We start from the raw sequence: 14,177 nt of genomic DNA, 5'->3' as shown, positions 1-14,177 counted from the left end.
GCGCCTTGTCAGGCCTGCGATTGCGGCAGGAATGCCCCCAGCACACGCAGTGCGGCGGAGGTGGGCGTCGCGCGGCCTTCGCGTACGGCCTGCTCCAGGACCGGCACCAGGGCGGCCACCTCGGGGTGCGCCCGCAGGGCTGCTCGCAGGCCGTCGTGCACCATGGCCCACATCCAGCCCACCTGCTGCTGGGTGCGCCGGTGCAGCAGTTCGCCGGACGCCTCGCGCTTGGCGACGACGTCCTCCACGGAGGCCCACAGCGTGTCGATGCCGGTGCCCTCCATGGCGCTGCACGTGGTGACCACCGGCTCCGCGCCGGGGCGCATCAGGTGCAGGGCGGCGCGGTACTCCGCGCGGGCCCGCGTGGCGCGCGGCAGGTTGTCGCCGTCCGCCTTGTTGATGGCCACCATGTCCGCGACTTCAAGGATGCCGCGCTTGATGCCCTGCAGTTCGTCACCGGCGCCCGCGAGCATCAGCACCAGATAGAAGTCCACCAGGTCCGCGACCACCGTCTCGGACTGGCCCACGCCCACCGTCTCCACCAGCACCACGTCGAAGCCCGCGGCCTCGCAGAGCAGCAGCGTCTCCCGCGTCTTGCGCGCGACGCCGCCCAGCGTGCCGCTGGAGGGACTGGGCCGGATGTACGCGGCCATTTCGCGCGCCAGCCGGTACATGCGCGTCTTGTCGCCCAGGATGCTGCCGCCGGTGATGCTGCTGGACGGGTCGATGGCGAGCACCGCCACCTTCTGGCCGCTGCCCACCAGGTGCATGCCCAGCGCGTCGATGAAGGTGCTCTTGCCCACGCCCGGCACGCCGCTGATGCCCACGCGGCGGCTCTTGCCGGTGTAGGGCAGCAGCTTCGTCAGCACCTCCTGCGCGAGCGAGGCGTGCTTCGGGTGCTCGCTCTCCACCAGCGTGATGGCGCGCGCGAGCACCGCCCTGTCGCCCGCGCGCACGCCGTCCACGTAGGTGTCCGCGGGCAGCAGCTTCACGCCGCCTCCTGCTCGGCGGCCAGCTTGTCGAGCAGCTCGATGGCGGCCTTCGAGATGACGGTGCCCGGGCCGAAGATGGCGGCGGCGCCCGCAGCGCGAAGCGCGTCGTAGTCCTGGGGCGGGATGACGCCGCCCACCACGACCATGATGTCCTCGCGGCCCAGGGCCTTGAGGGCGTGCTTGAGTTGGGGCACCAGCGTGAGGTGTCCCGCGGCGAGCGACGACGCGCCCACCACGTGCACGTCGTTCTCCACGGCCTGGCGCGCGGATTCCTCCGGCGTCTGGAACAGCGGCCCGATGTCCACGTCGAAGCCCAGGTCCGCGAACGCGGTGGCGATGACCTTCTGTCCGCGGTCGTGGCCGTCCTGGCCCATCTTCGCGATGAGGATGCGCGGCCGGCGGCCGAAGCGCGCCAGGAAATCATCCGCCTTTGCCCGCGCCTCCGCGATGCCCTGCGCCTGTCCCGCTTCCGCTGAATACACGCCCGTCACCCCGCGCACGGTGGCCTCGTAGCGCCCAAAAACTTTCTCCAGGGCGTCGCTGATTTCGCCCACGGTGGCCTTCGCCCGCGCCGCGTCGATGGCCAGCGCCAGCAGGTTGCCCTCGTTGCGGCGGCCCGCTTCGGTAAGCGCGTCCAGGCGGCGGCGGACGTCTTCCGCGTTGCGCTCCGCGCGCAGCTCGCGCAGGCGGGCAATCTGCGCCTCGCGCACGGCGGAGTTGTCCACCTTGAGGATTTCAATGTTGTCCGGGCGCTCCGGCGGGTACTTGTTCACGCCGATGATGGCCTGGCGTCCGGAGTCGATGCGCGCCTGCGTGCGCGCGGCGGCCTCTTCGATGCGCAGCTTGGGCAGGCCCGCGTCGATGGCCTTGGTCATGCCACCCAGCGCCTCCACTTCCTGGATGTGGGCCCAGGCCTTCTGGGCCAGCTCGTGGGTGAGGCGCTCCACGTAGTAGCTGCCGCCCCACGGGTCGATGACGCGCGTGGTGCCGCTCTCCAACTGGAGATAGAGCTGGGTGTTGCGGGCGATGCGCGCGCTGAAGTCCGTGGGCAGCGCGATGGCTTCGTCCAGCGAGTTGGTGTGCAGGCTCTGGGTGTGGCCCTGCGTCGCGGCCATGGCCTCCACGCAGGTGCGCACGACGTTGTTGTAGACGTCCTGCGCGGTGAGGCTCCAGCCGGACGTCTGGCAATGGGTGCGCAGGGCCAGGCTCTTGTCGCTCTTGGGGTTGAAGCCCTTGATGAGGCGGGCCCAGAGGAGGCGGGCCGCGCGCATCTTGGCCACCTCCATGAAGAAGTTCATCCCGATGGCCCAGAAGAACGACAGGCGCGGGGCGAACGCGTCCACGCCCAGGCCGGCGGCGAGGCCCGCGCGCACGTACTCCACTCCGTCCGCGAGCGTGTAGCCCAGCTCCAGGTCCTGCGTCGCGCCGGCTTCCTGCATGTGGTAGCCGCTGATGCTGATGCTGTTGAAGCGCGGCATCCGCTCCGCAGTGAACTTGAAGATGTCCCCGATGATTCGCATCGAGGGACCGGGCGGATAGATGTACGTGTTGCGGACCATGAACTCCTTGAGGATGTCGTTCTGGATGGTCCCGCTGAGCTGCTCGGGCTTCACGCCCTGTTCCTCGGCCGCGACCACGTAGAGCGCGAGCACGGGGAGGACGGCGCCGTTCATCGTCATCGACACGCTCATCTGGTCGAGCGGGATGCGGTCGAACAGGATGCGCATGTCCTTGATGGAGTCGATGGCGACGCCCGCCATGCCCACGTCACCCGCGACGCGCGGGTGGTCGCTGTCGTAACCCCGGTGCGTGGCCAGGTCGAACGCGATGGACAGGCCCTTCTGCCCGGCCGCGAGGTTGCGGCGGTAGAAGGCGTTGGACGCCTCCGCCGTGGAGAAGCCCGCGTACTGGCGCACCGTCCACGGCTGCTGCACGTACATGGTGGAGTACGGGCCGCGCACGAACGGAGGCAGGCCCGGCAGGGAGCCCAGGTGCCCCACGCCCTCCAAATCCTCGCGAGTGTAGAGCGGCTTCACCGGGATGCCCTCGGGCGTGTCCCAGCGTTCGGCGGTGGCCGTGGCCTGGCTCGCCTGCGCGCGCTGCTGCTCCAGCACGGACGCGGGTGTCTGGGTTTCAGGGGCGTCGAAGGCGACGCGGGAGAAGTCCGGAACGGTGGGGCGCATCAGGCCACTCCCAGTTGCGTGTGCAGCGTCTTCAGGAGCTGGAACAGGTCCGCTCCCGCGTAGAGGAAGAGGTCCACGCCGGCCGCGCGGAAGGCGGCCTCGTGGTCACCGGGGCGGCCCGCGACGGCGACCGTGCGGGCGCCCTTCGCCTTGAGGGCGGCGACATAGGCGGGCAGGGCCTCTGGGTAGAGGGCATCCGGACCGGAGATGACGGCGAGCGTCGTGCCCGCCTTGGCGAACAGCTCCGCGGCGGCGTTCGCGTCCGCGAAGCCGTGGTGCTCGTTGGGCTCGATGCCGCCCACGGCGAGCACGTTGGCGATCCACGTGGAGCGCGCGGTGTGCTCCGCCACGGTGCCCAGGTTCGCCATGAAGGCGCGAGGCCGGGCGCCGTGCGCCGCGTGGTAGCGGTCGCTCGCGTCGCGCAGGGACTCGAAGGCCTCCGACACGCGCACCGGGCTCGGCGGCGCGATGATGCCTTCACCCTGCGCGGGCACGGCGGCGCGGGCCTCGCGCTGCACGGGGGCCTCGTGGAGGTGGGGGAACTCGGTGACGCCCACGATGGGGAGCTTGCGCGTGCGCACGGCCTTGTCGCGCGCGGTGCGCGTCTCCGTGAGGACGCGGGCCACGTCGCCCTGCGCGATGGCGCGGGAGATGCCGCCCAGCGCTTCAATGCGTTGCAGCTCCGTCCAGGCCGCGCGGGCCAGCTCCCCGGTGAGCTGCTCCAGGTAATAGCTGCCGCCAGCGGGGTCCGCGACGCGGTTGAGGCTGGACTCGTCGCGCAGGATGAGCTGCGTGTTGCGCGCGAGGCGCCGGCCCTGTTCGTCGGGAGTGCCCAGGGGCTCGTCGAAGGGAGCGGTGCTCACGCTGTCCGCGCCCGCCACGACGGCGGCGAAGGACTCCGCGGTGCCGCGCAGGATGTTCACCCACGGGTCGCGCCGCGTCTTGGTGGCGCTGGCCGTGCGCGCGTGCAGCGACATGGCCTGCGACTCCGGCGCTCCGCCCGAAGCGGCGACGACCTTGGACCAGAGCAGCCGCGCCGCGCGCAGCTTTGCAATCTCAGGGAAGAACTGGCCGCCCACGGACAGGGCGAACTGCATGGACCGCGCGGCCTCGCCCGGGGACACGCCCGCGCGCTCCAGCTCGCGCAGGTACTCCACGCCGGTGGCGATGCTCCACGCCAATTCATGCACGGACGTGGCGCCCGCGTCCGCCCAGGGGCGCGACGACACGAGCAGCGCGCGCAGGCCCGGCGCGTCCTTGAGCAGCGACGTGACGATGGGCGCGGCCTCCTTCAACGTGCGGGCCACGTCCACCTTCGCGGAGCCGTGTCGCGCGAGCGCCGCGATGGGGTCGATGCCGAGGCTGCCGCGCAGGGTCTGCTTCGCGGTGCCGGCCTTCTTCGCCAGCACCTCCAGCAGCAGGGACGCGGGCCGCAGCACGTCCGCGGTCGGCTCCAGGTGCACCGGCGTGCGGTCCAGCGGCACGTGCGCGAGCAGCCGCGCCAGCGTGGCCTCGTCCTTCACGTCCAGGCCGTGGGGCGCGTCCAGCAGCAGCCACACACCCTGCGTGCCGCGCTCCAGGTCATCGCGGAGCGCGTCGGCCGTCACGGCCACATCCGGGCCCGCGTACTCCTGGCACAGGAGCCATCCGCCCTCGGTGTGGCCCAGGGGTTGGGTGCCTCGCACGTAGGGTGCGACGCCGGGCGGTTCGGAGGGCGCCGGGGCGTCCTGGGGCGTGTAGAGGGGCTGGAGGGACAGGCCGCCTTCGAGGGGCGACTGGAGCACCGTGAAGGGCTTGCCCTTGAGGTCCTTGTCCACCAGCCGGCGCCACTCCTCGACGGAAGGGGGCGGGAAGTCCGCTGCGGTAAGAGGCACGTCAGCCATGCCCCTCCCTTAGGCGCATTGCCCTACCCGGGGCAATGGAAGGCTGGCGGGGCCTGCGTGCGGGCGTCCGCCCCGTGACCCCTGACGGACGCGCCGTGTCATGCGACGTGTGCCTACCAGGTTGGCCAGGTCACGTCCCTTCATCAGCGTGAGGTGCCGTCGGCCGGAGGAGGGGGCGGGTCCCAGCCGCCGCCCAGGGCCTTGATGAGCCCCACCGCGGACACCATCCGCTGCCCCGCGATGCTCGCCAGCTTCTGCTCGGCGGAGTAGAGCGTGGCCTGCGCGGTGACGACCTCCAGGTACGTCACGGTGCCGGCCTTGTACTGGTTCATCACCACCTCCAGTGACTGCCGCGCGTAGCCGACCGCCTCCTGTTGAATCCCTGCCTCCTGCTCCAGCACCCGCAGCGCCACGAGCTGGTCCTCCACGTCCTGGAACGCGGCGAGCACCGTCTGCCGGTAGTCCGCGACGCCCTGGGCGTAGAAGGCGCGCGCCTCCTCCGTCTGCGCCTCGCGGAGGCCGCCGTCGAAGAGGGTCGCCACCAGCTGCGGTCCCAGGGCCCACACCAGGTGGGGCGCCGTGAACCATTGGGCCAGGGTGGCGCTGGTGAAGCCTCCGGACGCGGACAGGTTCAGGGAGGGGAACCACGCGGAGATGGCGACGCCAATCTGTTCGTTGGCGGCGGCGGCCCGGCGTTCGGCCGCGGCGATGTCCGGCCGGCGCTCCAGGAGCGAGGAGGGGAGCTCCGAGGGCAGGGGCGGCGGAGTGGCGGCCAGGGGCACGCGGGGCAGGGCGAAGCTGGACGCGGGCTCGCCCACGAGGACCGCGATGGCGTGCTCGTAGGTCGCGCGGGCAATCTCGTTCTCCGTCGCGGCGGCCTGCGCCAGCGCGAGCTGCGTCTGGGCCTGGAGCACGTCCGGCCGCGCCGCCACGCCCTGCACGTAGCGGTTCTGCGTGAGCTGAAGGGACTTGCGGTAGCCCACGACGGCGTCGTCCAGCAGGCGCTGCGTGGCGTCCAGCGCGCGGAGCTGGAAGTAGCTCTGCGCGAGCATGGCGTGGGCGGACAGCTTCGCGTTGTCCAGGTCGGAGCCGGCGGCCTGGGCGTTGGCCTTCGCGCCCGCGACCTGCCGGCGCACGCGGCCCCAGAGGTCCGGCTCCCACGTGGCGTCCAGGGACAGGTCCTGGACGTTGCCCACGGTGGGCACGCCGGCGTTGGTGCCGGTAGGGGTGTTGGCGCTCCGCCCCGCGCCGCGCGCCCGCGTCAGCGACCCGGAGACTCCCAAGGTGGGGAAGAGCGACGCGCGGGCCTCGGCCACCAGCGCGCGGGCGCGGCGGTACGCGGCCTCGTAGCCCGCCACTGTCTGGTTGGCGCGGGCGACGCGTTCCTCCAGCGCGTCCAGCTCCGGGTCCTTGAAGCGCTTCCACCACGCGCCCCGGTCGTGTCTGTCATTGGGCTCCGCGGGCTTCCATCCGTCAGCGGCTTCCTTGAAGTGCGAGGGCACCGCGACGCGAGGACGGTGGTAGTCCGGGCCCACCGCGCATGCGGTCAACAGGCCGCATGCGAGCCACGAAGCGGCGTGGAGGCGAAGACGCATCGGCGGCTCCTCAGGCGCCCTCGGGACGGCCTGGCGCGAAGCGGTGCTTCCGCCACTGGCGCACCCGCCGGCCCAGGCGGTCCAGGGTCATGTAGATGACCGGGGTGGTGTAGAGCGTGAGCAGCTGGCTCACGCACAGCCCTCCGGCGATGGCGATGCCCAGGGGCTTGCGAAGCTCGGAGCCCACGCCCGTGCCCAGTGCCAGGGGCAGTGCTCCCAGGAGCGCCGCCATCGTCGTCATCAGGATGGGGCGCAGGCGCAGCTGCGCGGCGCGGAAGATGGCCTCCTTTGAACCGAGCTGCTCCTCGCGCTCCGTCACCAGCGCGAAGTCGATCATCATGATGGCGTTCTTCTTCACGATGCCGATGAGCAGGATGATGCCGATGAGCGCGATGATGGACAGGTCCAGCCGGAACAGCAGCAGCGCGAGCAGCGCGCCGACCCCCGCCGACGGAAGCGTGGACAGGATGGTCAGCGGGTGGATGAGGCTCTCGTAGAGGATGCCCAGCACGATGTAGACGGCGAACAGCGCGGCGGCGATGAGCATCGGCTCCGTGGCGAGCGACGCCTGGAACGCCTGGGCCGCGCCGCTGAAGTCGCCCCGGATGTCCGCGGGCAGGCCCAGGCCGCGCACGGCGGCTTCAATCTCCGTCACCACCGAGCCCAGGGACGTCCCCGGCTTCAGGTTGAAGGACATCGTGGCGGAGGGGAACTGGCCCTGGTGGTTGACGGACAGGAGCGTGCTCGCGGGCGCGAAGCTCGCGAACGCGGCCAGCGGCACCTGTGCCCCGGAGGCGCCCGTCACGTAGATGTCGTTCAGGCTCTCCGGCCGCTGCCAGAAGGGCGTCTGCACCACCATCACCACGTGGTACTGGTTGCGCCCGGTGTACATCGTGGACACCTGGCGCTGGCCGAAGGCGTCGTAGAGCACGTCGTCGATTTGCGCCGCCGTGAGCCCGAAGCGCGCCGCCGTGTCGTGGTCCACCACCACGTTCGTCTCCAGGCCGTGGCTGCGCTGGTCGCTGTTGACGTCCATCAGGCCGGGCACCTGCTTCAAGCGCTCCAGCACGCGGGGCGCCCACTGGTCGAGTTCGGTCAGTGAGTCCGCGGACAGGGTGTACTGGTACTGCGCGTTGCCCAGCCGCCCGCCGATGACCAGGTCCTGCGCGGACTGGAGGTACACGGTCGCGCCGGGCACGGCCTGGAGTTTCCCCCGCAGCCGCCCGATGACGGCGTCGGCGCTGAGCTTGCGCTCCTCCAGGGGCTTGAGCGTGATGTAGAGCGTGCCCGCGTTCGAGGAGCCACCGCCCGGCCCGCCACCGCCCACGGAGCCCGCCACCGCCTGCACGGCCGGGTCTTGCCCGATGAGCTTCACGTAGGCGGTGAACTTCTCGCGCATGGCAGCGAAGGAGATGTCCTGCTCCGCCTGGATGCTGGCGCTGAGCCGGCCGGTGTCCTGCTGCGGGAAGAAGCCCTTGGGCACCACGACGAACAGGTACGCGCTGAGCGCGACCGCGGCGAAGGTGAGCAGGAGCAGGAGCCCCGGATGCTCCAGCGTCCACGCGAGGCTGCGCGCGTAGCCCCGGCGCAGGCGTTCGAAGGGCTGGAACGAGGCGCGAGCCCGCCCCGGCTTCCGGGCGCGCAGGAGCCGCGAGCACATGACCGGCGTCACCGTCAGCGACACGACCAGCGACATGAGGATGGCCACTGACAGCGTGATGGCGAACTCGCGGAACAGCCGCCCCACGATGCCCTGCATCAAGAGCAGCGGGATGAACACGGCGATGAGGGAGAGGCTCATCGACAGCACGGTGAAGCCGACCTCGCGCGCGCCGCGCAGCGCCGCCTCCAGCGGGGAGAGGCCGTCCTCGATGTGCCGCTCGATGTCCTCCAGGACGACGATGGCGTCATCCACCACGAAGCCGGTGGAGATGGTCAGCGCCATCATGGACAGGTTGTCCAGGCTGAAGCCCAGGAGCACCATCACCGCGAAAGTGCCCAGGAGTGACAGCGGCACGGCGACGCTGGGGATGAGCGTGGCGCGCGCGTTGCCCAGGAAGGCGAACACCACCAGGATGACCAGGACAATGGACGTGAGCAGCGTCACCTCCACGTCTCGCAGCGAGGCGCGGATGGTGGTGGTGCGGTCCATCATCACCGTGAGGTCCACGTCCGCCGGGAGCGTGGCCTGGAACGCCGGAAGCCGTTCCCGGAGCGCGTCCACGGTGTCGATGACGTTCGCCCCGGGCTGTTTGAAGATGACCAGGATGACGGCCTGTCTGCCATTGGCGAGCCCCAGGCTGTGCACGTCCTCCACGTCGTCATCCGTTACCCGGGCCACGTCCTGGAGCCGCACCGGCGCGCCGTTCGAATAGGAAATGATGAGCGGGCGGTACTGCTCCGCGCGCAGCAGTTGGTCCGTGGCGGTGAGGGTGTACGCGAGGGGGCCGTCCTCCAGCTGGCCCTTGGGGCGGTTGGCGTTCTGCGCGCCCAGCGCGGTGCGGACGGCCTCCAACCCCAGGCCATACTTGTTCAGCGCGGTGGGGTTCACCTCCGCGCGCACGGCGGGCAGCGCGCCGCCGCCCACGAAGACCTGGCCCACGCCCTTCACCTGGGAGACCTTCTGCTGGAGGACGGTGGACGCGACGTCGTAGAGCTGCCCGCGCCCCTTGTGCTCGGACGTCAGCGCCAGGAGCATGATGGGCGCGTCCGCGGGGTTCACCTTCCGGTAGGTGGGGTTGTTGGGCAGGTTGGCGGGCAGGTTGCTCCGGGCGGCGTTGATGGCGGCCTGGACGTCGCGCGCGGCCCCGTCGATGTTCCTCGACAGGTCGAACTGCACGACGATGCTGGTGGAGCCCAGGTTGCTGGACGACGTCATCTGCGTGATGCCCGCGATGCGGCCCAGCTGCCGCTCCAGCGGCGTCGCGACGGAGGCGGCCATCGTCTGGGGGCTGGCGCCCGGAAGCTGCGCCTGCACGCTGATGGTGGGGAACTCCACCTGCGGCAGCGGCGCCACGGGCAGCAGCTTGAACGCGAGCGCTCCCAAGAGCGCCAGCCCCACCGCCAGCAGGGACGTGGCGACAGGGCGCCGGATGAAGAGCGCGGACGGGTTCATGACCGCCGCCGCCGGTGCGCCAGGGAGTCGAAGCCCAGGTAGATGACGGGCGTGGTGAACAGGGTCAGGAGCTGGCTGACCATGAGCCCGCCGATGATGGCGATGCCCAGCGGCTGGCGCAGCTCCGAGCCGATGCCGCCGCCCAGCGCGAGCGGCACGGCGCCCAGCATGGAGGCCATGGTCGTCATCAGGATGGGCCGGAAGCGCAACAGGCACGCCTCGTGGATGGCGTCGAGCGCGGGCTTCTTCTCCACGCGCTCGGCCTCCAGCGCGAAGTCGATCATCATGATGGCGTTCTTCATCACGATGCCGATGAGCAGGATGATGCCGATGAGGGCGATCATCCCCAGCTCCATCCCGCACAGCCGCAGCGCGAGCAGCGCGCCCAGGCACGCGGACGGCAGCGTGGACAGGATGGTGAGCGGGTGGATGTACGATTCGTACAGGACGCCCAGCACGATGTAGACGACCACCACCGCCGCGATGACCAGGAAGCCCTCGTGGGCGAGCGAGTCCTGGAACGTGCGCGCGGTGCCCTCGAAGGCCGTCTGGACGGAGGCCGGAATCCGGAGCCGGTCGCGCACGCCGTCGAAGGCGGCCACCGCCTGGGACAGCGACACGTCCGGGGCGGGGTTGAAGGAGACGATGGCGACGGGGAACTGGCCCTGCCGGTTGATGGTGAGCGGGCCCTGGCTCCGGCTCACGGTGGCGAGCGTGCCCAGCGGCACCGGGCCTCCCGCCGAGGAGCGCAGGTAGAGGTTGTCCAGGGCGGTGTCCACGCGCTGGAGCGCCGGGGTCACCTCCAGCACCACGCGGTACTGGTTGAGCTGGGTGAAGATGGTGGACACCTGGCGCTGGCCGAAGGCGTCATAGAGCGCGTCGTCGATGTCCTGGGGCGTGATGCCCAGCCGCGAGGCGGTGTCCCGGTCCAGGGTGACGTCCAGCCGCAGGCCGCCGTTCTGGAGGTCGTTGGCGACGTCCGTCAGCTCCGGACGCGTGCGCAGGTGATCCACCAGCCGCCCCGTCCAGGTGTCCAGTTCCGCGTCGTCGGGAGAGCTCAGGCTGTATTGGTACTGCGTGCGGCTCACGCGGCTGTCCAGCGTCAGGTCCTGCACGGGTGACAGCGACAGGGAGATGCCCGGCACGTCCGCCAGCGCGGCCTGGAGCCGGCGGATGACCTCCGTGGCGGAGGCGTCCCTCTGCGCGAGCGGCTTGAGGGTGATGAGCATCCGGCCGCTGTTCTGCGTGAGGTTGGTGCCGTCCACGCCGATGAAGGACGACAGGCCCTCCACGGCGGGGTCCTCCAGCACGGCGCGGGCAAGGGCCTGCTGGCGCTCGGCCATGGCGGGGAAGGAGATGGACGGCGGCGCCTGGGAGATGCCCTGGAGGACGCCGGTGTCCTGCACGGGGAAGAAGCCCTTGGGGATGGTGACGAGCAACAGCGCGGTGAGCGCCAGGGTGGCCGCCGCCATCAGGAGCGTGAGCGCGCGATGGCGGAGCACCCAGGTGAGCGCGGTGTCGTAGCGCTGGACCAGCCCGCGGAAGGCGCCGCCCACGACGCGCTCGAAGCGGCTGTCCTCTTCCGTCGGGTGGCGGCGCAGCAGCCGCGAGCACAGCATGGGGGTGAGCGTCAGCGACACGACGGCGGACAGGAGGATGGTCACCGCGAGTGTGATGGCGAACTCGCGGAACAGCCGTCCCACCACGTCCCCCATGAAGAGCAGGGGGATGAGCACGGCGATGAGCGACACCGTCAGCGACAGGATGGTGAAGCCAATCTGCTTGGAGCCCTTCAGCGCCGCGTCCAGGGGGCGCGTGCCGCCTTCGATGTAGCGGCTGATGTTTTCAATCATCACGATGGCGTCGTCCACGACGAAGCCGGTGGCGATGGTGAGCGCCATCAGGGTGAGGTTGTTGAGGGAGAAGCCCAGGAGCGACATGGCCGCGAAGGTGCCCACGAGCGACAGGGGCACGGCGACGCTGGGGATGAAGGTGGCGGGGGCGTTGCGCAGGAACACGAAGATGACGCCCACCACCAGCGCGATGGAGAACATCAGGTCGCGCTGCACGTCGCTCACGGAGGCGCGGATGGTGGTGGTGCGGTCGCTCAGGACGGTGACCTTCACCTGCGCGGGCAGGGTGGCCTGGAGCTGGGGCAGCAGCTTGCGCACGCTGTCCACGACGGCGATGACGTTGGCCCCCGGCTGGCGTTGCACGTTGAGGATGACGGCGGGCGTGGTGCCGGCCCACGCGGCCTGCCGGACGTTCTCCGCGCCGTCGAAGACGTGGGCCACATCGGACAGGCGCAAGGGTGCGCCGTCCCGGTACGCGATGATGAGCGGGGCGTAGTCGCCGCTGGACAGGCGCTGATCATTCGCGTTGAGCGTGTACGCCTGGCGGGGCCCGTCGAAGCTGCCCTTGGGGAGGTTGACGTTGGCGGCGGCGACGGCGGTGCGCACGTCCTCCAGTGTCAGCCCGTGCGCGGCGAGCGCGGGGCCGTTCGCCTGGATGCGGACGGCGGGGCGCTGGCCACCGCTGATGCTCACGAGCCCCACGCCGGGAAGCTGTGACAGCTTCTGCGCCAGCCGCGTGTCGGCCAGGTCCTCCACCCGCGTCAGCGGCACGGTGTCGGAGGTGAGGGCCAGGGTGATGACCGGCGTGTCCGCCGGGTTGACCTTGTTGTAGATGGGGGGGTTCGGCAGGTCCGAGGGCAGCAGGTTCGCCGCGGCGTTGATGGCGGCCTGGACCTGCTGCTCCGCGATGTCCAGGCTCATCTGGAGCGTGAACTGGAGTGTGATGACGGACGCGCCGTTGGAGCTGGACGACGTCATCTGGTTGAGGCCGGGCATCTGCCCGAACTGCCGCTCCAGCGGTGCGGTGACACCGGAAGCCATCACCTCCGGGCTCGCGCCGGGCTGGAAGGTGAGGACCTGGATGGTGGGGTAGTTCACCTCCGGCAGCGCGGAGACGGGCAGCAGCCGGTACGACAGCACCCCCGCCAGCAGCAGGGCCAGCATCAGCAGCGACGTGGCGACGGGCCGCAGGATGAAGGGCTCGGACATTCAGCGCCCGCCGTCCCGGGTGCCCGTGCCGCTGCCGCCCACGCCCGGTGCGGGAGGCCCCCGCGTGGCCGCGTGCCGCCGGATGGAGGCGCCGTGGGTGAGTTGATCCGCGCCCTCCACGACCACCTCTTCGCCTGGGCTCAGGCCCTGGCTGACGACGGTGTCCTCGCCGTCCGCCGGGCCGGTCATCACGGTGCGCACGGCGACGGTGTCGTTCGCCTGGGCGACGTAGACGAAGGTGCCCTGGACGCCGTGCTGGAGCGAGGCGGTGGGCACGACGGTGGCGCCGCGCAGGAGGTCGAGCCGCAGCCGCGCGTTGACGAACTGCTGGGGGAACAGCCGCGACTCGCGGTTGGGGAAGGTGGCCTTGAGCCGGACGGTGCCGGTGTTGGGGTCCACCTGGTTGTCCACCGTGAGCAGCGTGCCGGTGTCGAGCAGTCGCTGCCGGGTGCGGTCGAACGCCTGGACCACCAGGGGCTGGCGCGCGTCGAGCTTCTCCAGGACCTCCGGCACGCGGTCCTCGGGCACGGAGAAGATCATCGTGATGGGTTGCAGGGTGTTGACGACGACGAGCCCGGTCGCATCCGCGGCGTGGATGATGTTGCCGGGGTCCACGAGCCGCAGACCGACGCGGCCGGCCACCGGGGACGTGATGCGCGTATAGGCCAGGTTGAGCTCGGCGGTGGCGACGGCGCCGCGGTCCGCCTTCACGATGCCCTGGTACTGGCGCACCAGGGCCTGCTGGGTGTCCAGCGTCTGCCGGGCGACGGAGTCCTGCTCCAGCAGCGCGGTGTAGCGGCGCAGGTCGACGCGGGCGTTCTCCAGCACGGCCTCGTCGCGGGCGAGTTGTCCCCGGACCTGTTCCAACTGGCTGAGGAAGGGGCGCGGGTCTATTTCAGCCAGCAGGTCGCCTTCCTTGACGTGCTGGCCCTCCTGGAAGGCCACGCGCATCAATTGACCGTCCACCCGGGAGTGCACGGCGACGGAGGCGGTAGGCGTCACCGCGCCCAGGCCGGTGAGGAACACGGGGACATCCCGCGTCCCCGCTCGTGCCGTGACCACGGACTGGGGGCCCCGTGCCCCATGGCCCTGTGCACCCGCGCCGCCGTCAGCGGCCGTATGGCCGGAGCCCCGGGAATGCTCGAGCCGCCGCGCGACGATGGTGGACAGCACGAGGATCCCCGCGAGCAGCAGCCACCCCCAGCGAGGACGCCGGTGATGGGGAGGAGGGGGCGTGGGCATGCGAAGAACCGCCAGGGCACCCACCGTGGAGGAGTCGGCGGTTCGGGGCCCCCCAACGTGTGTCCGGACACGCGGGTCCTCAAGCCGCCCGAAGGGAGGGGCGCT

Annotated in this window: 7 protein-coding genes; all 7 read right to left on the bottom strand. The window is 71.0% G+C overall.

What is annotated here, in order from left to right:
- Positions 1 to 8: 8 nt before the first annotated feature.
- The 7 genes from meaB to D7Y04_RS32045 all read right to left on the bottom strand — a co-directional run bounded on the left by meaB (position 9) and on the right by D7Y04_RS32045 (position 14,072).
- On the bottom strand, positions 9 to 992 hold the full coding sequence (gene meaB, locus D7Y04_RS32075; RefSeq protein WP_121761736.1) for a methylmalonyl Co-A mutase-associated GTPase MeaB: 984 nt from the start codon (positions 990 to 992) through the stop codon (positions 9 to 11).
- Positions 989 to 3,175: a methylmalonyl-CoA mutase gene (gene scpA / locus D7Y04_RS32070; RefSeq protein ID WP_120595311.1), complete on the bottom strand. Its 2,187-nt coding sequence runs from the start codon at positions 3,173 to 3,175 to the stop codon at positions 989 to 991. The genes meaB and scpA overlap by 4 nt, the downstream gene beginning before the upstream one ends.
- Complete coding sequence (locus D7Y04_RS32065; protein ID WP_121761735.1) at positions 3,175 to 5,058, bottom strand: methylmalonyl-CoA mutase family protein; 1,884 nt, start codon at positions 5,056 to 5,058, stop codon at positions 3,175 to 3,177. The genes scpA and D7Y04_RS32065 overlap by 1 nt, the downstream gene beginning before the upstream one ends.
- Positions 5,059 to 5,201: 143 nt before the next feature.
- Complete coding sequence (locus D7Y04_RS32060) at positions 5,202 to 6,653, bottom strand: efflux transporter outer membrane subunit (RefSeq protein ID WP_121761734.1); 1,452 nt, start codon at positions 6,651 to 6,653, stop codon at positions 5,202 to 5,204.
- A gap of 10 nt (positions 6,654 to 6,663) precedes the next feature.
- Positions 6,664 to 9,768 (bottom strand): multidrug efflux RND transporter permease subunit, encoded by a 3,105-nt coding sequence (locus D7Y04_RS32055; RefSeq protein ID WP_121761733.1) that lies wholly within the window; start codon positions 9,766 to 9,768, stop codon positions 6,664 to 6,666.
- Entirely contained in the window at positions 9,765 to 12,830 is a 3,066-nt protein-coding gene (locus D7Y04_RS32050; protein ID WP_121761732.1) for a multidrug efflux RND transporter permease subunit, read from the bottom strand. Before D7Y04_RS32050 ends, D7Y04_RS32055 begins: the two co-directional genes overlap by 4 nt.
- Entirely contained in the window at positions 12,831 to 14,072 is a 1,242-nt protein-coding gene (locus D7Y04_RS32045) for an MdtA/MuxA family multidrug efflux RND transporter periplasmic adaptor subunit (RefSeq protein WP_121761731.1), read from the bottom strand.
- Positions 14,073 to 14,177: the final 105 nt, after the last annotated feature.

The sequence above is a fragment of the Corallococcus sp. AB038B genome, assembly GCF_003668955.1.
GTDB lineage: Bacteria > Myxococcota > Myxococcia > Myxococcales > Myxococcaceae > Corallococcus > Corallococcus exiguus.
This window is presented reverse-complemented; position numbering and strand designations above follow the sequence as displayed.